We start from the raw sequence: 19,622 nt of genomic DNA, 5'->3' as shown, positions 1-19,622 counted from the left end.
CTATTCACCAAATAAACATATTGACATGACATTACAATCGAATTAGGATAATGAAAGCGATTCACTTTACAACGACTTTTTACGAGGAGGCTGAAACGTGACGGTTCCCAACCATTCGACAATTCCGAAATCTCTACAAAGCATGATTGAACGTATCCGGCAAGACCTGCCCGATCAGCCCAAATTGGTCAGCATGTTCGAGAACTGCTTTACCAATACACTGCTCACCACCATTCAGCAAAAAGACGACGGCACGACCTTCGTGATTACCGGCGACATCCCTGCCATGTGGCTGCGCGATTCCGCGGCTCAGGTCAGACCGTATCTGATTCTCGCCCAGGAAGACGAGCAAATCGCCTCCATGATCGAAGGTCTGGTCAAACGGCAAATTCGGTATATTCGTCTCGATCCTTATGCAAACGCTTTTAACGAACAACAAAGCGGCAACGGGCATCAGGATGACCTGACCGAGATGAACGACTGGATCTGGGAACGCAAATACGAGATCGACTCGCTGGCGTATCCGATCCAACTGAGCTATCTGCTGTGGAAAAACAGCGGCCGTACCTCCCAGTTCGACGAATCGTTCCGCGCGGCGGCTCAAACGATCCTGGAGCTATGGCGCACCGAGCAGCATCACGAAACGCAATCGCCGTACACGTTCCAACGCTTGAACGCGCCGCTGACGGATACGCTGGTCCGCGACGGAAAAGGCAGCGAGACGGCCTACACCGGCATGACCTGGTCCGGCTTCCGCCCGAGCGACGATTGCTGTCAATACGGTTATCTCGTTCCGTCCAATATGTTCGCGATCGTGGCGCTGCGATATCTGACCGAGATCGCGGAAGCGGTATACGGCGATCAGGAGCTGGCGGATCAAGCGCGCGAATTAGCCAAAGAGATCCAACAAGGCATCGACAACCACGCGATCGTCGAGCATCCGGAGTTCGGACACATCTACGCGTACGAAACGGACGGCTTCGGCAACCACAACCTGATGGACGACGCCAACGTGCCGAGCCTGCTCGCGTTGCCTTATCTGGGCTATGTCGATGAGAACGACGAGGTGTACCTCAACACGCGCCGCTTTATCCTCAGCCCGTCCAATCCTTATTTTTATGAAGGCACGGCCGCTTCGGGCATCGGAAGTCCGCATACGCCGGAAGGCTACATCTGGCATATCGCCTTGTCGATGCAGGGGCTGACTTCGCAGGAGCGGGAAGAAAAGCTGCGCTTGCTTGCGTTGATTCGCGATACGGATGCCGACACGGGACTGACGCACGAAGGCTTTTCCGCCAATGATCCGCATCAATACACCCGTCCCTGGTTTTCCTGGTCCAATATGCTATTCAGCGAACTTGTGATGGATTACTGCGGGCTGCGCATCCACAAATAATCCGGGATCATCGATCCCGACAGAGGAGAATCCCTATGAGAAAGACGATCCCGTTCAAAGCCATGCTCACCACAGCCGTCGCTTCCGCCCTGATCCTGACTACCGCTTGCGGCGGCTCCGGCAGCAACGCCGCGGACGGCAAAACGGAAGTCACCGTATCGTTCCGTTCTTCCGGTTCGGAAGACACGCTGACGAAATTTTTCGATTCCGGCCTGATCGCGACGTTCGAAGAACAAAACCCGGATATCAAAATCAATATCGCTCCGGTCCTGGCCAGCGAAGGCGATTACACGTCCAAAATGGTGCTGCAAATGAAATCGCCGGATACGGCGCCCGACCTGATCGCGGAAGATACGTCGATCATCAAATCGGACGCGGCGGCCGGCTATCTCGAACCGCTCGATACGCAGGTGGCCGGCTGGGCCGACTGGAACGAGCATATTATCGAGAACCTGAAAGCCGGCGTGACCGGGGAAGACGGCAAAGTGTACGGCGTCCCGGCCACGTCCGACACGCGCGGCATCTGGTACAACAAAGACCTGTTCACGCAGGCCGGTCTGCCGGTTCCGTTCGAACCGACAAGCTGGGCCGACGTGCTCGACGCCGCCCGCACGATCAAGCAGCAATTGCCGGACGTGACTCCGCTCAACCTGATCGTCGGCAAATCGAACGGCGAAGGCGTGACGATGCAGACGCTGGAAATGCTGCTGTACGGCACGGAAGACGCCCTGTACAACGACGACAGCAAAAAGTGGGATCTGGACAGCCAGGGCTTGCTCGATTCGTTCAACTTCATTAACCAAGTATTCAACGTCGACAAAGTCGGCCCATCGATGCAGGTCGCGCTCAACGGCCAGGCGGGCAGCATCGCGTTCCAGCAATTGCTTCCGCAAGACAAGCTGGCGATGGCGGTAGACGGAAGCTGGGCGGGTTCGACCTGGGCGGCGAACGGCGCCGCTCCGATCGAGAACGTGGAAGACAAAATGGGCTTCGCCCCGTTCCCGACGCAAAACGGCCAAGAACCGGGTTCGACGACCATGTCCGGCGGCTGGGCTTGGTCGATTCCGGCGCAGGCACAAGAAAAAGAAGCCGCTTGGAAGTTCATGGAGTTCCTGATGAACAAAGAAAACGCGACCGGACGCGTCGTGGCGGAAGGCAGTCTCAGCCCGCGCAACGACTCGGTGGACGTGGAAGGCTACACCGACCGTCCGTTCGTCGAAGAAGCGCAGGAATTGCTGAACGTCGCCCATTTCCGTCCGGCCAACGATCAATACGCGACGGTATCGGCGCAACTCCAAAGCACCGTCGAAAGTATCGCTTCCGGCAACTTGTCGCCCGAAGACGCCGTGAACCAGTTGAAAGAAAACGTCTCCCGCTCGCTTGGTGCGGACAGCATCGAATAAGCGCGGGGAATACATGCCAGATCCAGAGCGCGTACGCCGGCTCCGAAGCAAGCCGATACGGCCGATCCCGTCGCGCGGCGGACAAGCTCTGACCCGATTGCCATCTACGGGGCGGAGGAGCACAGGCTCCTCCGCCCCTTCCGCGAATGGAGTGTGAACCATGACCCGAAAAATGCCCGGAGCGTTTCTGTTTTTGATGCCCTCCGTCCTGCTTCTGTTGATTTTCTTTATCGTGCCGATCTTCCTGACGATCGGACTCGCGTTTACCAATATGGCGTTGACCGGAGCAGCGGCGAAAAGCCTCGAATTCGTCGGTTTCCAAAACTTCGTCAACATGTTCCACGACCCGGATTTCCGGATCAGCGTCTGGCGCACGTTGATCTTCCTGATTTTCTCCGCCGTGATCGGGCAGGTGCTGCTGGGCTTTATCCTGGCGCTGCTCATGAAAGAAAAAAACGTCACCTTCCGCCGCGTTATCGGCATTATCGTCATCGCGGGTTGGGTTACGCCCGAGATCGTCGTCGCGTTCTGCATGGTCGCATTCTTCAGCGATAACGGCTCGCTTAACCAGATTCTGGGTTGGTTCGGCGTCAGTCCGATCTCCTGGCTGTTCTCGTTCCCGATGGTCAGCGTCATTATCGCCAACATCTGGCACGGTACCGCTTTTTCCATGATGGTCTACCAATCCGCGCTCGACGATATTCCCAAAGAAGTCGAAGAAGCGGCGATCATCGACAGCGCGACCGGTTTCCAGATCATTCGCCATATCACCATTCCGATGGTCAAAGGCTCTATCGTCACGAATATGATGCTGGTCACGCTGCAAACGCTCGGCGTGTTCACGCTTGTCTATACGATGACCGGAGGCGGTCCCGGCACATCCACCCAGACGCTGCCGATCTTTATGTACAATCAGGCGTTCGTGAATTATCAGTTCGGTTACGGAACGGCGATCTCGCTGATCCTGCTGCTGATCGGAATCGTAGCCAGCCTGTTCTACATGCGTTCGATGAAGGTCAAGGTCTAACATGAAGGAGGTGCACCCGTAATGGTCAAACATAGACTCCAGCGCAATATCCAGTACGGCATCCTGGTCGTGCTCGGCCTGTGCTTCCTGCTGCCGCTGCTGTGGATTATTCTCGCTTCGTTCGATCCCAACGCCCAGCAGGGCATCAAAGCCCCGGACACCTGGACGCTGCAAAATTTTAAAGACGTCTTGACGGATTCCGGCAATCTGCGCTCATTCGGCGTCGGGCTTGTCTTATCCGGCGGTCAAGCGCTGCTGGTCGTCATCGTCTCGGTACTGGCGGCGTATCCGCTGTCCCGGTACGAAATGCGGTTCAAAAAAAGCTTCCTGCTCTCCATCCTGTTCATGACGGCGCTGCCGATCACCGCGGTCATGGTTCCGGTGTTCCAAATGTTCCTGTACCTGAATCTGCAAAACTCGATCTTCGCCACGATGCTGTTCCTGACTTCGTCTTCGCTGCCGTACGGCATCTGGATGATGAAAAACTTTATGGATTCCGTGCCGATCGATCTCGAAGAAGCGGCCTGGATGGACGGCGCTTCGGTCTGGACGGGACTGCGCAAAGTGGTCGCGCCGCTGATGCTGCCGGGCATCTCGACGATCGCGATCTTTACGTTTTCCGGGAGCTGGGGCAACTTCTTCGTTCCGTATATCCTGCTCCAGACGCCCGACAAGCTTCCCGCTTCGGTCACGATCTATCAATTTTTCGGCAGTCACGGTATGGTGGAATACGGAAGGCTCGCCGCGTTCTCGCTGCTGTACACCATGCCGTCGGTCGTTCTCTATATCTTCTCCCAACGCTACATGTCCAAAGGCTTCAGCATGGGCGGAGCGACGAAGGGCTAATCACATCGTTAAGCGGATTGTCCGGATCGGATCGTTGGCTGGCGCAGGCAGGTAGCTGATGCGGAGACGGCCGAACCCGGCAAGCCGCTACTACAGGAGGTTCTCACATGTCGGAAAAGAAAACGGTTCACCTGATCTCGCACACCCACTGGGATCGGGAATGGTATATGCCTTACGAGCATCATCACGTCCTGCTCGTCGAGCTGATGGACAAACTGCTCGACACGCTGGATCAAGACCCGGAGTACCGCTATTTCCATCTGGACGGGCAAACGATCATCCGCGAAGATTATCTGCAAGTAAGACCGGATCAGCAGGAACGGCTTGACCACTATATCCGCGAAGGCCGTATCCAGTTCGGTCCGTGGTACGTGCTGCAAGACGAGTTTCTGACCAGCAGCGAAGCGAATCTGCGCAATCTGCTGATCGGCCACCAGGATGCCAAGCCGTTCGGCGTTCTGTCCAAAACAGGCTACTTCCCCGATTCGTTCGGCAATATGGGCCAGGCTCCGCAAATTTTGCAACAAGCGGGCATCGGCAATGCGGTGTTCGGGCGAGGCGTGAAGCCGACCGGCTTCAACAATGCGGTGGTGGACGCGGACAGCTACGAATCGCCGTACTCCGAGATGATCTGGCGTTCGCCGGACGGTTCGGAAGTGCTGGGCATCCTGTTCGCGAACTGGTATTGCAACGGGATGGAAGTGCCTGCCGACGCGGAAAAAGCCAAAGCGTACTGGGACAAAAACTTGGCGGAAGCCGAAAAGTTCGCTTCGACGCCGCATCTGCTGTTCATGAACGGCTGCGACCACCAGCCGATCCAGACGGATCTGCCGGAAGCGATCCGCGTCTCGTCGGAACTGTACCCGGATATCGACTTCGTGCATTCGAACTTCGACGATTATATCGAAGCGGTCGCGAAGGAAGTCCCGGACGATCTGGCCGTGATCGAAGGCGAACTGCGCAGTCAGCATACGGACGGCTGGGGGACGCTGGTGAACACCGCTTCCGCGCGCGTCTACTTGAAACAACTCAACCAACAAGGCCAGACGCTGCTGGAAAAAGTGACCGAGCCGCTGGCGACGATGGCGCATCTGGCCGGAGTCAAAGCTTATTCGCACCATCTGCTGAACTACGCCTGGAAAACATTGATGCAAAACCATCCGCATGACAGCATCTGCGGGTGCAGCGTGGACGAAGTGCATCGCGAGATGCTGACGCGTTTCGCGAAAAGCAGCCACGTCGCGGAAAAGCTCGCGCGCCAAAGCGCGGAAGCGATCGCGTCCGCGATCGACGCGGAAAGCTTGGCGCGTTGGGGCGAAGGCGCCGTGCCGTTCGTCGCGTTCAATACGGCAGGCTGGACGCGTAGCGGCGTGCTGGAGACGGAACTGCTGGTCGACAAAAAGTTTTTCCCGGAAGGTCCGAACCCGCAGGCGTTGGCAGGGCAATTGGAATCGACGCCGTTGCCGACTTTCGTCGTTCAGGACGAAGGAGGCCGCGTCTACGCGGCGGAGATCACGGATCTCGGCGCGCATTTCGGCTACGATCTGCCGAAAGACCGGTTCCGCCAACCGTATATGGCGCGCAAAGTGAAAGTGACCTTCCAGGCGACCGACGTGCCTTCGCTGGCTTACCGGACGTATGCGCTGGTTCCGGCGGAAGCTGTCGGAGCAGCAGCTCAAGCTACGCAGGCGGATGCAGCCGGAACAGACACGGTCAACGTCAACGGCACGACGCTGGAAAACGGCAAGCTCAAGGTGACGGTAGCATCGAACGGCTCGCTGACCGTCGAACGCAAGCAGGACGGCACCGTATACAGCGGACTGAACATCTTCGAAAACACGGGCGATATCGGTAACGAATACGTCTACCGTCAACCGGAAGGCGAGACGGCGTTGACGACCGAGCATCTGCAAGCCGACGTACGAATCGTCGAGCAGAACCCTTTCCGTGCGGTATTGGAAAGCGTCGTCCGTTGGGAAATCCCGGCGAGCGCGGACGAGACGTTCATCCGCGAGAAGCGGCAGATGGTTCCGTTCACGGAACGTACCGCGCAGCGCACGGAGCAAACGGTGCCGCTGGTCATCACGACCCGGTACACGCTGGAAGCCGGAAGCGAGCTGGTGAAGGTGCGGACATCGTTCGACAACCAGGCCAAAGACCACCGTCTGCGGGCGCTGTTCCCGACCGGCTTGAACGCGGATCATCACTATGTCGATTCGATCTTCGAAGCGGCGAAGCGCGATAACGTGCCGGCGAAAGAATGGATCAATCCGAGCAACGCGCAGCATCAGCAGGCGTTCGTTCATGTCACGGACGGCGAACGCGGTCTGTTGATCGCGAACCAGGGGCTGAACGAATACGAAGTGCTACGGGACGGACAGAACACGATCGCCGTCACGCTGCTTCGCGCTTCGTCCGAACTCGGAGACTGGGGCGTGTTCGAGACGCCGGAAGCGCAATGCCTCGGCGAGCAAACGGTCGAATACGCGATCCGTCCGTTCGCAGGCGACGCGGCGAAATCAGGCGCGATCGGCGACGCGTACAGCTATCCGATTCCGTGGACGGTTGTACAGGCGGGGACGCTGGCGGATCATTCGGAGCGGGCAGCGGAAAAACCGGTCGGCGGCGCGAAACCGGACGCCGCGTCAACAGGCGTGGCTTCAACCGCAGCATCGGCAGGTTCCGCGAACGGACTGCCGCTGTCTTCGCAAGTCGTGAGCTGGAACGAGCAGGACACGACCTTGGCGTTCTCCGCGCTGAAGCTGTCGGCGGAAACCGACGACGTGATCGCGCGTTGGTACAATCTGAGCGGCGAAGAAGCTTCTCTTCAAGCATCGGCCGGTTTCGGACACGAAACGGCTTACGAGAGCGACGTGCTGGAACGCCGCCGCGAGCTGCTCAGCGAGCGGCATGACACGATCGGCGCGTATAAGATCGTGACGCGTGCTTATGTGACGCGCCAAAACCGTTAAATCTATCCGATTCAAAGCAAAGACTCCCTCCGTTAGTCGGTCGGGAGTCTTTTTTTGCGGATATCATAAATGCAGCAAATCACCGTTCTTCGCGTCGCCAAGATTCTTGAGTGCGTACGGAAGTGATCAAAAACAGCGAGGATTCGGACAAATCGTCCGGACGGATCACCAAAGGCGTCATCGGTCCCGTGTACGTAATACGAAAAAAGGCGCAGTCGCTGCCGCGAACGATATCGGTCAACAATTTCCCATTCAGCGAAAGCACGAAGCTCCCGCCTACCATCGCTTGCAAAGGAACTTCATGCTCCACTTCTCCGATAGCGGGCGCTTTGGAAGACAGATGCAGCCGAGTGCGATCCGCCGCCAATCTGACGATCTGGTCTTCTGCCACGATTGTCACGCGCTCCAATGCCTGTAACCACTCGGCCCGATCAACCTTGAACTCGCACAGGCCCGATGCGGAATCGACGCTTTTGACAGACGGAAAATTTCCGCTGAGCAAATTCGCTTCGATATGCAGCCTGTCGGCGACGAACGTCGCCCGGTTACGGCTCAACTCCACTTCGACCGCCTTACCCGCCTGCTTCAGCATTTTGGCGATCTCGTTCAGCGTTTTTGCCGGAACGATCGCTTGGGAGCCGCCGCCTTCGAGTGTTTCGATATCCAGCGAGCGGGAAGCCAGACGGATACCGTCGGTCGCCGTCAGACGAAGCTTTGCCTGATCGCATTCAAGCAGCAAGCCGGTCAGAATCGGACGGTTTTCCGATAGCGAAGCGGCTTTTGCCACTTGCCGGATCGCCGAGCCAAACGTGGTGCCGTCGATACGAAACCGAACGGAAAAAGCTTCTTTTGCAAGTCCGTTATTGTCAAATTCCGCATCGCCTATTCCGCATAGCCGCATGCGAAAACGACTTGAAGCGATCGTCAACATCAACGGTTCCCGGACCTCGAGCGTGACGGTCCCTTCTTCAAGCCGGCGAATTGTCCGATAAAAATGGTGCGCGGATACGGCGATCGAACCTGCTTGCCGGACATTCGCGGAAGTATCGTCTCGCGGAAGAACGATCCGGATCTTCATGGATGCGCCGCTCGCCGTCAGCGTAACGCCGTTCAGATCGGCCCGAATCCGGATTGCCGCGGAAGCGGGCTGCGCCGGATTCGAAGACAATGCTTTGACAACGTTTTGCACAGCATAGATCAGCGAAGACTTGGCGATTTCGATGAGCAATCCCTGCACCTTCCTTCTCCAAAATTATGCGGAATAAAAAGACTCCAAAATACGGCGAATGATCTCCGAGCGCGACGATCCGCTCTCGGCACAGTCCGCTTCGATCTTTTCCCATATCTCTTCCGTCAGCGTCAACGAAACTTTTCGAGTCACGCCGATCTTTTTTCGTCCGGCGCCTTCGCGAAGACCGCCTTTGGTGAATACGAATCCCAACTGGCCTTCTTTATTGGACACGTCGACTTTGATCGGTTTCTCGTTCAATATAAATTCTCCTTTTTTTGATTTAAGTTACTTTATTCAATTTCTTTTTCTTATATCGTATCATGCGCGCCTATAGATTGGCAATCGCCTTGCGGGCAGGCACTCTCGTCCTTTTGAAATGTTCGGCATGCCAAAAACCGGAATCCGCTTTTACGCGAGGATTCCGGTTTTGAAAGCATAAACGATTGATCGCATTTGCTATGGTATCGCTTTGTTCGCTGTTACTTCGAATCGTCGTTGTTCATAAAATTCTGCTTTTGCAAATAATTCAGAATCGTCTGCGAATACTCCAGATGCGATTCCTTCGTATACTTGGCGATCGTGTACACTTGAGCCAGGTTTTGGAGTCCAAGCTCTTCGGTCATCGCTTTGAGCTTCGGAACGTCCATGTAACGCTGCCAGCCTTTTTCATTGCGGTCTTTATAAATGTCTTCGATCTGCTCGTCCGTGTAGTCCTGGTACTGTTCGTAATGGACGAGTCCGTGCTGCGGCAGGCGGTCGCGTAGCGCGGGCGCTTCGGCGGGATAGCCCAGCGAATAGCCGACCACAGGAACCACGCCCGGCGGCAGATTCAGCAATTCGCCGATCTGGTCGCAGTTCGCGAGCGTCGAGCCCATGTAGCAGATGCCGAGCCCTTCGTTTTCCGCCGCCAATGCACAGTTCTGCGAAGCCAAAGTGGCGTCGATCGTGCCGATCATAAAGCTCATGTAGTTGTCGAAATGCACCGGGGCGTCGTTCAGCTCCAGCCATTTGCGCATCCGGTTGAAGTCGGCGCAGAACGTCAACAGCACCGGCGCGTCCAGCACCATCGACTGGTCCATATGCGGCGTGTAAAGTTTTTGCCGAAGTTCCTTTTCCCGCGTGACCACGATCGAATAAGACTGCATATTGCCGCTGGACGAGGCCCGAATCCCCGCTTCCAACACTCTGCCCAGAACTTCTTGGCTGACTTCGCGATCCTCGTATTGGCGAATGGATCGGTGTCCGTGAATCACGTCATTGAATTCCATAATGGGGTCCCCTTCCGGTAAACGATGCTTGGTTTTCTTCTTATGATAAACCAGTTTACCGACTCGGGAAAGAGTCTAAAACGTTTTCTATCCTAGAGTTCGTGATGCTTCGCCAATTGAATCTCGAATCCGTCCGGGTCCAGCACGTAGAAAAAGCTCAAACGCGGATTCGGCGTAATCGGTCCGCGCGCGATCGGAACGCCTTGATGCCGAAGCTCCTCCATCGCGTTTTCCAACGACTCTACTTCGAATCCGACCGATACCCCGTTTTCCGGTTGCACGGTCGGTTCGTCGCTTGGAGCTTGAATCAATTCAATCTTGGGCTGACCGTCGCTGCCGAGCATGGCGATCTGCTTGCCCCGGCTTTCGAAACGGCGCTGGATCGGCAGACCGAGGATTTCATGGTAAAAAGCAATCGACGCTTCGAGATCGCGGACGCGCAGGGTGATCCAATTGAGAGTAAGGTTCATTCAGCATTCTCCGTTCTCTAAATTTTTTAAAACCTATCCTAAAAATATACAGGAAGCTTTCGCAAAAACGCAAAAAGAGCGACGATTCTCCGCAGAGGAGTCGTCGCTCTTTTCTCTATAGCGGTAGCCGGAACGGAAACCCGATTAATGCGTCGGACCTTCCGCTTTCGCTCCCGAGCTAACTTTGACGCGCTTCACGAACAGCGATACGATCAAGCCGATGATCGCAAGCACCATCGCGAACACGAACGCGCCCTGCACGCCCGACGTGAATCCGGCGAGCTTGTTTTCCGGGCTTTCCGGGTTCGCGATTCCGCTCAAGAAACGGGCTTGGCCTGCGCTCAAAATGCTGACCGCTACCGCGGTTCCGATAGCGCCGGAAACCTGCTGCAACGTGTTCATAATCGCCGTGCCGTGCGGATAATATTCGCGCGGCAACTGGTTCAGACCGTTGGTCTGCGCAGGCATCATGATCATGGAAATACCGACCATCATGAAGATATGCAGCGTGATGATCGTGCCCAGCGTCGTTGCCGGATTGATGCCCGTGTACATGAACAAGACGACAACCACGATCGCGAGGCCGATAGTAACCAGCCATTTCGGACCGAACTTGTCGAACAGACGGCCCATGACCGGAGACAGCAGGCCGTTGAGCAGACTGCCCGGCAGCAGCACAAGTCCTGCGGTCAGCGCCGTTACCGCCATGCCTTGCTGCAAGTACATCGGCAGGATCAGCATGGAAGACAGCATCATCATCATGGAGATGAAGATCAGGATCAATCCGAGCGTGAACATCGGGTATTTGAACGCCCGTAGGTCCATCAGAGGCTGCTTCATCTTAAGCTGACGGATACTGAAGAACAGCAAAGACAATACGCCGATCGCCAGCGTGCCGATCACGATCGGGCTGGTCCAGCCGCTGCCCGCTTCGCCGTGTCCGCCCGCGCTGCTGAAGCCATAGACGATGCCGCCGAAGCCGAGCGTGGACAGCACGATCGACAGCACGTCGATCTTCGGCTTGGTCAGCTTGGAGATATTCGGCAGGAACAGCAAGCCGCACACCAGAGAGATAACGAAGAACGGCAGAGAGATCCAGAAAATCCAGTGCCAGCTCAGGTTCGCCAGGATCAAGCCGGAGATGCTCGGACCGCTGGCCGGAGCAAACATGATGACCAGACCGATCAATCCCATAGCGGCGCCGCGTTTTTCGATCGGGAAAATAACCAGAATCGTATTGAACATAAGCGGCAGCAGCAAAGCCGTACCAACGGCTTGAAGCACGCGTGCCAGCAGCAAAATTTCAAAACTCGGCGCGATTGCGGCCACGAACGTGCCCGCGATCGAGAAGATCAGCGACGTCGTGAATAGCTGCCGCGTGCTGAACCATTGCAGCAGCATGCCCGATACCGGCACCAGGATGCCCAATACGAGCAAATAACCCGTCGTCAGCCATTGAATCGTCGTCGGCCCCACTTGAAGCATCGACATGAGCGGGGTCAACGCTACGTTCAGCGCCGTCTCCCCGAACAACCCGATAAATCCGCTCAGCAGCATCGCGAACAAAATCGGAAATACTTTATACTGCTGTGTTTCTTGCTGCCTATCTTGCCGATTCTCCAACGAATCGGCTTTTATCGAACCTGCCACAATCCCATCCTCCTCGAACATCTCGAACGTTCTGTTGAATCCCTATTACGGCCTGTCTTGTACATGCTTCGCCACGGCAGCCAAATGATCGGCTGCCGCAAGCAGCGGTTCTTTGCTCTGATTCGTCAGGCTGATGATCAGCGCGCCTTCCATCAACGCCACCACCAACAGCGAAGTCGTACGCGCTTTTTCCTCGCTCATGCCGTCCATGACCAAATGCTTGCCAATGACGACCTGCCAATCGGCGAATACGCTTTGGCAATCCGCGCGAAGATCGCTGCTGATGCACGACGTCTCGACAGCGGCCCAGAAGCTGAACGGCATAAACCCGGTAAATCCGGCCGCTTCCGCTTCATCCGCCATATCGCGCACGAACTGCTGAAGTCCTTCCGCCGTATTCGAATGCGCGGCAAACGTTTCTTCGAACTTTCGCAAAATATGCTCATTCGTTTTGTGAATACATACGTGCGCGAGTTGTTCTTTGCCGTGCGGAAAATAATGATATAACGATCCTTTCGGCGCTTGGCTTTCCTTGATGATCTGATTCAGGCCGGTCGCGTGATACCCTTGCGAAAAAAATAGTCTGGCTGCCGTATTGACGATCGACTCTTTAGCATTGGACTTTTCGCTCAACAAAAGACACTTCCTTCGAAAAATTATACCAATCGGTCTACACACATTATCTTTATCCGCCAATGCTTGTCAATGCTTTTGTTTAAATGTTTACATAGCCGCAAAAAAAGAAGCATCCGGTTTCGTCGGAAGCCGACAACCGGACGCGCTATAATGAGAACCGAGGTGAAAACGATGACGGTAGATCAACCGCGGACAACCTATACGATCGGCCAAGCGGCCAAGATGGTTCAAACGACGGTCAAAACGCTCCACTATTACGACGAGATCGGACTGCTCCGCCCTTCCACACGCAGCGAAGGCGGACACCGGCTTTACTCGCCCGATGACCTGTGGAAGCTGGAATTGATCGGAACTTTGCGCTACGTGAATTTCAGTCTCGACGATATACGCAAGGTCATTTTGGGTGAAATCACTATGCCGAAAGCGTTACTTTTGCAGATCGAAGCATTGGAAGTCGAGATCGGCGCGCTGTCTTCGATGCTCTCTATTTTAAAACAAGCCCAGCAGAAGCAGCAGCAAGGCGATTCGCAGGAGTCTGCTCCTTATCTGACAGAATTAGTCGCTTCACGCTCTGCCCATTCATCCAAACGCCAGCAATTCGTCGACCGCAAAGTGCAAGAGATCGGCTTGCTCGAACAGATGCCGGATGAATGGAAAAACTCTTTTTTGCACTTTTTTAACCGATACGTTCTGCCGACATCGAAGCTTACCGCTCGGCAGACCCAGGCTTGGAGCGAAGTGCAAAATTTGCTGAACGATCCGGTATATCTCGAAGAATTGGCGAACTACGAGCTGCCTTTTCTGCATATGGCGCTTCAACCCGGGCTGCAAGCGGACGATTGGGTGCACTATATGGAGCTGATCCGCATTCGCGCACAAGAAGCGGTTAAGCATCAATGGTCACCCGAAAGTGCTGCCGTTCAAAAGCTCACTGCCGATTTTCTGCTGCTGTATGCGGATGTCGAGCAGCGCAAGCAGCCGGAAGTGTTTGTTCGCAAACAGGCACAGCATTTGTTGGACGCTACGACCGAACGCATTTTGCGCTTCAATCAACTCTGCGCGATCGTGAATCCGGAGTGGCGCGATATCGCGAGCGGCATGGATCTGTTGATGCGGGGCATGAAGGTGCTCGTCGAAGACCGGCAATAAACGTCAGGATTCCCGCTGCAACGTATACCCTTCGTATTGCCCAGCGGGTTGATTAAGCATATTCAGCGGTTGGCCTTTTAAATAATGATCGAAAAAGTCCAACGTCAACGCATTCACCAGCCGCTGCGTGCCCCGGGCATCCACGCCCTGCGTCCATTCCAGCAGCGGAGACATGAGAAACAGATCGGAAAAGCTCAAATGCAGCGTATCGTCCAACGTCACCCACGTATTGCCGTCTGCGGTGACCGGTGCATAACGTGCGTAGACTTGTTTATAGTATTCTTCAGCTTCCGAACGGGTCGTGCCCATCGCCGCAATCTGCTCGTCGCTCATCGCCTCGGCTCCCGCCAACGTACTGTCCGCGCTCATCATCATAAACGGCTTGCCGACGCCTTCTGCGGGGATACGGTCTTCGCCGAACAACACGCCGTCCATGTTAATGCCTGCCTGGATTCGGGGATCGTTCAGCAGCATCTGCACCGTGGTCGCGCCGCCGAAGGAGTGCCCGAACATCCCGATCCGCTGCATATCCAGATGTCCGGTGAAGCGCCGATCGGCATCATTGGCGTTCAGTCGTTCCAGTCGGTCGAGTACGAATTGGACGTCTTTGACCCAGATCTTGTTCAGATTATCCATAAAATCAAATTGCAGCTCTTCAAATCCTTGCTTGCCCTGACCATCGAACAACGCGACTTGACCATCCGGGAAAACGGAAGCGAGGCTGCTGTAAGTGTGATTGATGCCGACCACGATATAGCCTTCGCTCACCAATCGTTCGATCTGAAAGGTGTTCTGACTCTCGTAACCATGCAAGCCGTGGGAAAAAATCAGCACGGGATAGGCGGATTCTTCCGTAGATAACGGCGCAGCTTGTATCGCATGGGTGCGGACGTCTTTGAGACTGCTGAACAAAAGCTCCGGCAGGCCCAGTATGTCGCGAAAAGCTTGCAGGTACACTTGAGCGTCAGGCACGTAAGCGGAAGCTGTACCTTGAGCGTTCGGATCAGCCGGGTACCAGACTTGGACGCGCAGCTGCCTTGGACTTCCTTTTCCGGCGGCAAACGTCTCTTCTCTCGCTTCGTCGGTCCAGGCGTAGGATACGGTACCGATTCCGTAAGGTCCTTTTGGCGTATCGAAAGAGAAAATAGGGAACAGTACAGGCAAAGCGATACTGACGGCTGCGTAAACGAGAATGGCTGCACCGGACAGTACGCGACGTACCGTTGTACGTTTAGTCGTTGCACGTTTAGTTCGCGATCGGTGCATGAGGAAAGTGGGTTCAGCAGCCTGCGAGTCGTTACGCGCTTTACGCTGCTTGGTGATTTTTGAATGGAAAAGCTCTTGCCGGAGTTCGAGTAGCAACAGTAAAGCGACCGTCGCGTAAGCTGGGAGCATCGGCCATCTCAGCCCTTCGACTAAAGCATGTGCGGCGAACAAAAGAGCGGCGAGGCCAGCGCTTGTTCGCAGCATCCACCGCGACTTTTTAAAAATAAACAATGATCCGATCAGCGCTGCAATCGTGACCGCGATCAGGATTCCTTCGTAAACTCTCATCTTGCAAAAACCTCCCTGAATGAATCGTTCGGCATATTTTGCCACGGATTCATCTTAAGACCTCCGGTAACCGGAGGTTCAAGGGGGGATCGGAGAAATATTCGAAATAAAAAGAACCGCCCCGGATCAATGACGTGGTCATCTGCCGAAAAGCGGTTCTTTTGATCTATTTTCTTTCCTTCATGTTTCCTTATTTAATTACGACGTACTCCAGATTCACCAGCTTCGCGTAGGTCACGATCTGATCGGTCGTCAGGTTCAGCGATACGACCGTATGGTGGCCGCCGCCGTTTTCGATCCAGGCTCTTACGCCGTCCTGGAAGTTCGGCTTCACGCTCCACAGCACGCGTGCGACCGGAAGGTTCGGAGCCGGTTCGGTCGGTTCGAACGCGGACACTTCGTTGATGAGCAGCTTGTAGTGGGTGCCGAGGTCGGCCATGGAAACCACGACGCCTTCGCCTGCTTTGCCGTCGAACACGAGGCGAGCCGGATCTTCGCGGTCGCCGATGCCCAGCGGGGAAACGAGGATCGTCGGTTTGTTGCTCGCCAGCGACGGATCGACCTCCAACATATGGGATTGCAGAATCGCTTCTTTGCCCGGTGACATCTCGTACGTGTAGTCTTCCATGAAGCCGGTATTTTCGTTGTGGCTCATCACTTTCAGCAGACGGTCGAGCGCGGCCGTTTTCCAGTCGCCTTCGCCCGCGAAGCCGTAGCCTTGCGCCATCAGGCGTTGAACGGCAAGACCCGGAAGCTGCTTCATGCCGTGCAGGTCTTCGAAGTTCGACGTGAAGGCGTTATAGCCTTTGGCATCGAGGAAGCGCTTGAGGGCGATCTCGTAGCCGGCTTGCACGCGCACGCTGGCTTCCCAGGCTTCTTTTTCGTAGGTGCCGTAATCGAAGTTGTATAGGTTCGCGTATTCGGCCATCAACTCGTCGATTTCTTGCTCGGTCACGGCGTTCACGACTTCGACCAGATCGCCGATGCCGTAGTAATCCACCGTCCAACCGAATTGGATCTGAGCTTCTACCTTATCGCCTTCAGTGACGCCGACGTTGCGCATGTTGTCGCCGAAACGAGCCACTTTGATATTGAAGCTTTCGTTATACGCAACCGCCACGTCCATCCAGTCCGCGATCTGCTGCTGCACTTCCGGGCGCTCCCAGTAGCCGACGACGACTTTGTTTTGCTTGTTCAGGCGCGCGTTGATAAAGCCGTATTCGCGGTCGCCGTGCGCGGCTTGGTTCAGGTTCATGAAGTCCATGTCGATCGTCGCCCACGGAATGCTTTCGTTGTATTGCGTCGCCAGATGCAGCAAAGGCTTTTGCAGCAATTTCGTGCCGCGAATCCACATTTTGGCTGGCGAGAACGTGTGCATCCACGTGATGATTCCGGCCACTTCGTCGCGGTAGTTGACTTCTTTCATGATTTCGGTGATTTTGTCCGCGCTGACCGCCAGATCCTGAAGCACGAGCGGATAAGGCAGCACGCCGCTTTTGTTAAGCGCGTCCGTCATTTCTTGAGCATGGGCTTTGACTTCGGCCAACGCTTCTTCCCCGTACAAATGCTGCGAACCGACCACGAACCAAAATTGCTTTTCAACGGCTACTGTCATGCAAATCATCCTCTTTTCGTCGATTTTTGAGCGCTATGTCCATTGGTTGAACGTGATATTCCTATCCGATTAAACGTTACTTTTGACCGTAATAAGCGTCTTTGCCGTGTTTGCGCAAGTAGTGTTTATCCAAAATGCCTTGCGGCAGTTCTTTGGCGAAGTTGTTCAGTTGACGCGCATACAGGTTCATTTTGCATACTTCTTCCAGTACGACGCTGTTCACGACCGCCGACTTCACGTCTTTGCCCCACGTGAACGGCGCATGGCCTTGCAGCAACACGGCCGGAATCTCCAGCACGTCCACGCCGAGCTTGTCGAACGTCTCGATGATCACGTTGCCCGTCTCCGCTTCGTACCCGCGATCAATCTCGTCCTGGGTCAAAAATCTCGCGCAAGGCACGGCTCCGTAAAAGGTATCGGCGTGCGTCGTTCCCATGACCGGCACGTCGAGTCCCGCTTGCGCCCAGATCGTCGCCCACGTCGAATGCGTATGCACGATGCCACCGATTTGCGGATAATGCTTGTATAGCACGGCGTGCGTCGCGGTATCGGACGAAGGGCGCATCTCGCCTTCGACCACGTTGCCGTCAAAATCGACCACGACCATATCGCTCGGCTTCATCGCTTCGTAGCTGACGCCGCTCGGCTTGATAACGAACAATCCGCTGTCCCGATCGACCGCGCTGGCATTGCCCCAGGTGAATTTCACCAGGCCGTGCTTCGGCAGTTCCAGATTCGCTTCGTACACTTCTTGCTTCAGTTGTTCCAACATGATAGGTCACTCCTTTTGCTTGTTATTTCAAATGGTCGACGGCCGCTTGCTCGATCGCAAGACCGGCTCGGTAACGTTCGATGAATACGCGGAAACCTTCGACATCGGCGGCGTCCGGCGCGATTTCTTCGCCCGCAACGTTTCGGAACACTTTTTCGCCGAGGAAATGTTCCAGAGTCTCGGATTGTTCCTTATTGGTCATGTAGGATGCCAGCAGCGCCATGCCCCAGGCTCCGCCTTCGCCCGCCGTGGACATGACGGAGATCGGCACGTTCAGCGCGGCGGCTAACGCTTTTTGCCCAACGACCGGAGTCTTGAACAGGCCGCCGTGGCCGAGCAGGCTGTCGATCGCTACTTTCTCGTTCTCGGTGAGGATGTCCATGCCCAGCTTGAGCGCGCCGAACGCGCTGAACAGATGGGTGCGCATAAAGTTGGCAAGGTTGAAGTTGCTTTCCGGCGAACGGACAAACAGTGGTCTGCCTTGCTCAAGTCCCGTAATATTCTCGCCCGAGAGATAGCCGTAACTCAGCAAACCGCCCGCGTCGGGATCGGCTTCCAGCGCTTTGGTCAGCAGCGTGCCGTACAACTTGGCGGAATCGGATTCGTAGCCCATCGCCTGCGCGAATTCGCGGAACAGTCCCATCCAGGCGTTCAGATCGCTGGAGCAGTTGTTCGCGTGCACCATGCCGACCGGACTGCCGTCCGGCGTGGTCACCATATCGATCTCCGGGTACAGCTTGGACAGTTCATGTTCCAGCACGATCATGGCGAACACGGACGTGCCCACGGACACGTTGCCGGTGCGCTTTTTGACGCTGTTGGTCGCGACCATGCCCGTTCCGGCGTCGCCTTCGGGCGGACACAGCAGGATGCCGGGTTGCAGATCGTTTTCCGGGTCCAGCAACCGCGCGCCTTCTGCCGTCAATGTCCCCGCTTGCTCGCCGGAAACCAGAACTTGAGGCAAAACGGCCCGGAGCGTCCACGGATAATTTCGGGCAGCGATCAGGTCGTCGAACTGCTTCACCATCGCCGGGTGGTAGTCATGCGTCGCTTCGTCGATCGGGAAAACGCCGGAAGCGTCGCCGATGCCGATGTACTTGCTGCCGGTCAACAGCCAATGGATATAGCCGCCCAGCGTGGTCACGAAGTCGATATTCGGTACATGCTCTTCGCCATTCAGAATAGCTTGATACAGATGCGCGATGGTCCAGCGTTCCGGGATATTGAATTGGAAAAGGTCCGTCAGCGCTTTGGCCGATGCGCCTGTCGTGGAGTTGCGCCAGGTCCGGAACGGAACGAGCAGCTCGCCTTGTGGATCGAACGCCATATAACCGTGCATCATGGCGGAAAAGCCGATCGAGCCGACGGTTTGTAGCGTCACGCCGTATTTGTCGGCGACATCCTGCTTCATTTCGCGGTAAGCGGCTTGAAGGCCTTTGATGATTTCTTGCTGGTCGTAGGTCCAGAAGCCGTCTTTGAGCTGGTTTTCCCATTCGTAGCTGCCGGAGGCGATGGTGTCGAAGCTTGGATCGATCAAAACGGCTTTGATCCGGGTCGATCCGAATTCGATGCCGAGCGCGGTTTTCCCCTGGGTGATGATTTCTTGCAAGTCTGCTTGACTGCTAATCATAGT

General features: G+C 55.7%; 16 protein-coding genes. 6 read left to right on the top strand and 10 right to left on the bottom strand.

Annotated features, from left to right (window positions below; genetic code table 11):
• Positions 1-142: 142 nt before the first annotated feature.
• The 5 genes from WKI47_RS13930 (at position 143) to WKI47_RS13910 (ending at position 7,644) form a co-directional block, all read left to right on the top strand.
• Positions 143-1,396, top strand: coding sequence for a glycoside hydrolase family 125 protein (locus tag WKI47_RS13930; protein WP_340227762.1), 1,254 nt, complete (start codon positions 143-145; stop codon positions 1,394-1,396).
• Positions 1,397-1,431: 35 nt separating this feature from the next.
• Complete coding sequence (locus WKI47_RS13925; RefSeq protein WP_340227747.1) at positions 1,432-2,799, top strand: extracellular solute-binding protein; 1,368 nt, start codon at positions 1,432-1,434, stop codon at positions 2,797-2,799.
• A 160-nt stretch (positions 2,800-2,959) separates the two neighbouring features.
• A complete protein-coding gene (locus tag WKI47_RS13920) occupies positions 2,960-3,826 on the top strand; it encodes a sugar ABC transporter permease (RefSeq protein WP_340227746.1) in 867 nt (288 codons plus the stop codon).
• A 21-nt stretch (positions 3,827-3,847) separates the two neighbouring features.
• Positions 3,848-4,672 carry a carbohydrate ABC transporter permease gene (locus WKI47_RS13915; protein WP_340227745.1) on the top strand — a complete coding sequence of 275 codons (825 nt, stop codon included), beginning with the start codon at positions 3,848-3,850 and terminating at the stop codon, positions 4,670-4,672.
• Between the two features lie 107 nt (positions 4,673-4,779).
• Complete coding sequence (locus WKI47_RS13910; RefSeq protein ID WP_340227744.1) at positions 4,780-7,644, top strand: alpha-mannosidase; 2,865 nt, start codon at positions 4,780-4,782, stop codon at positions 7,642-7,644.
• A 79-nt stretch (positions 7,645-7,723) separates the two neighbouring features.
• On the opposite strand, the gene dnaN is transcribed toward WKI47_RS13910, so the two are convergent.
• The 6 genes from dnaN to WKI47_RS13880 all read right to left on the bottom strand — a co-directional run bounded on the left by dnaN (position 7,724) and on the right by WKI47_RS13880 (position 12,896).
• Positions 7,724-8,872, bottom strand: a complete 1,149-nt coding sequence (gene dnaN / locus WKI47_RS13905; RefSeq protein WP_340227743.1) for a DNA polymerase III subunit beta — start codon at positions 8,870-8,872, stop codon at positions 7,724-7,726.
• 24 nt (positions 8,873-8,896) lie between these two features.
• Complete coding sequence (locus WKI47_RS13900; RefSeq protein WP_340227742.1) at positions 8,897-9,133, bottom strand: ribbon-helix-helix domain-containing protein; 237 nt, start codon at positions 9,131-9,133, stop codon at positions 8,897-8,899.
• Positions 9,134-9,354: 221 nt separating this feature from the next.
• Complete coding sequence (locus WKI47_RS13895) at positions 9,355-10,143, bottom strand: nitroreductase family protein (RefSeq protein ID WP_340227741.1); 789 nt, start codon at positions 10,141-10,143, stop codon at positions 9,355-9,357.
• A gap of 92 nt (positions 10,144-10,235) precedes the next feature.
• On the bottom strand, positions 10,236-10,613 hold the full coding sequence (locus WKI47_RS13890) for a VOC family protein (RefSeq protein WP_340227740.1): 378 nt from the start codon (positions 10,611-10,613) through the stop codon (positions 10,236-10,238).
• Between the two features lie 144 nt (positions 10,614-10,757).
• The gene (locus WKI47_RS13885; protein WP_340227761.1) at positions 10,758-12,170 is read right to left on the bottom strand and encodes a DHA2 family efflux MFS transporter permease subunit; all 1,413 of its coding nucleotides are present in this window, start codon (positions 12,168-12,170) and stop codon (positions 10,758-10,760) included.
• 138 nt (positions 12,171-12,308) lie between these two features.
• Complete coding sequence (locus WKI47_RS13880; protein WP_340227739.1) at positions 12,309-12,896, bottom strand: TetR/AcrR family transcriptional regulator; 588 nt, start codon at positions 12,894-12,896, stop codon at positions 12,309-12,311.
• A gap of 153 nt (positions 12,897-13,049) precedes the next feature.
• On the opposite strand from WKI47_RS13880, the gene WKI47_RS13875 reads away from it, so the two are divergent.
• Positions 13,050-14,048 carry a MerR family transcriptional regulator gene (locus WKI47_RS13875; RefSeq protein ID WP_340227738.1) on the top strand — a complete coding sequence of 333 codons (999 nt, stop codon included), beginning with the start codon at positions 13,050-13,052 and terminating at the stop codon, positions 14,046-14,048.
• A gap of 3 nt (positions 14,049-14,051) precedes the next feature.
• On the opposite strand, the gene WKI47_RS13870 is transcribed toward WKI47_RS13875, so the two are convergent.
• From WKI47_RS13870 to WKI47_RS13855, 4 genes are all read right to left on the bottom strand, one after another.
• Positions 14,052-15,602 (bottom strand): acetylhydrolase, encoded by a 1,551-nt coding sequence (locus tag WKI47_RS13870; protein WP_340227737.1) that lies wholly within the window; start codon positions 15,600-15,602, stop codon positions 14,052-14,054.
• Positions 15,603-15,792: 190 nt separating this feature from the next.
• A complete protein-coding gene (araA, locus tag WKI47_RS13865; RefSeq protein WP_340227736.1) occupies positions 15,793-17,217 on the bottom strand; it encodes an L-arabinose isomerase in 1,425 nt (474 codons plus the stop codon).
• A gap of 76 nt (positions 17,218-17,293) precedes the next feature.
• Positions 17,294-17,989, bottom strand: a complete 696-nt coding sequence (locus WKI47_RS13860; protein ID WP_340227735.1) for an L-ribulose-5-phosphate 4-epimerase — start codon at positions 17,987-17,989, stop codon at positions 17,294-17,296.
• Between the two features lie 22 nt (positions 17,990-18,011).
• Positions 18,012-19,619 carry an FGGY-family carbohydrate kinase gene (locus WKI47_RS13855; protein WP_340227734.1) on the bottom strand — a complete coding sequence of 536 codons (1,608 nt, stop codon included), beginning with the start codon at positions 19,617-19,619 and terminating at the stop codon, positions 18,012-18,014.
• Between the last annotated feature and the right edge of the window lie 3 nt (positions 19,620-19,622).

Origin of the sequence: Saccharibacillus sacchari (genome assembly GCF_037722395.1) — a bacterium.
GTDB lineage: Bacteria > Bacillota > Bacilli > Paenibacillales > Paenibacillaceae > Saccharibacillus > Saccharibacillus sacchari_A.
The sequence above is the reverse complement of the archived record's forward strand: the minus strand, read 5'-3'. Positions and strand labels throughout refer to the sequence as shown.

Bases quoted from the DNA above. Each gene is read 5' to 3' on its own strand.
- WKI47_RS13915 (WP_340227745.1), top strand. From the start codon at position 3,848: ATGGTCAAACATAGACTCCAGCGCAATATCCAGTACGGCATCCTGGTC.
- WKI47_RS13895 (WP_340227741.1), bottom strand. From the start codon at position 10,143: ATGGAATTCAATGACGTGATTCACGGACACCGATCCATTCGCCAATAC.
- WKI47_RS13910 (WP_340227744.1), top strand. From the start codon at position 4,780: ATGTCGGAAAAGAAAACGGTTCACCTGATCTCGCACACCCACTGGGAT.
- WKI47_RS13875 (WP_340227738.1), top strand. From the start codon at position 13,050: ATGAGAACCGAGGTGAAAACGATGACGGTAGATCAACCGCGGACAACC.
- WKI47_RS13925 (WP_340227747.1), top strand. From the start codon at position 1,432: ATGAGAAAGACGATCCCGTTCAAAGCCATGCTCACCACAGCCGTCGCT.
- WKI47_RS13860 (WP_340227735.1), bottom strand. From the start codon at position 17,989: ATGTTGGAACAACTGAAGCAAGAAGTGTACGAAGCGAATCTGGAACTG.
- WKI47_RS13890 (WP_340227740.1), bottom strand. From the start codon at position 10,613: ATGAACCTTACTCTCAATTGGATCACCCTGCGCGTCCGCGATCTCGAA.
- WKI47_RS13870 (WP_340227737.1), bottom strand. From the start codon at position 15,602: ATGAGAGTTTACGAAGGAATCCTGATCGCGGTCACGATTGCAGCGCTG.
- WKI47_RS13885 (WP_340227761.1), bottom strand. From the start codon at position 12,170: ATGCTGCTGAGCGGATTTATCGGGTTGTTCGGGGAGACGGCGCTGAAC.
- WKI47_RS13920 (WP_340227746.1), top strand. From the start codon at position 2,960: ATGACCCGAAAAATGCCCGGAGCGTTTCTGTTTTTGATGCCCTCCGTC.
- WKI47_RS13855 (WP_340227734.1), bottom strand. From the start codon at position 19,619: ATGATTAGCAGTCAAGCAGACTTGCAAGAAATCATCACCCAGGGGAAA.
- araA (WP_340227736.1), bottom strand. From the start codon at position 17,217: ATGACAGTAGCCGTTGAAAAGCAATTTTGGTTCGTGGTCGGTTCGCAG.
- WKI47_RS13930 (WP_340227762.1), top strand. From the start codon at position 143: ATGATTGAACGTATCCGGCAAGACCTGCCCGATCAGCCCAAATTGGTC.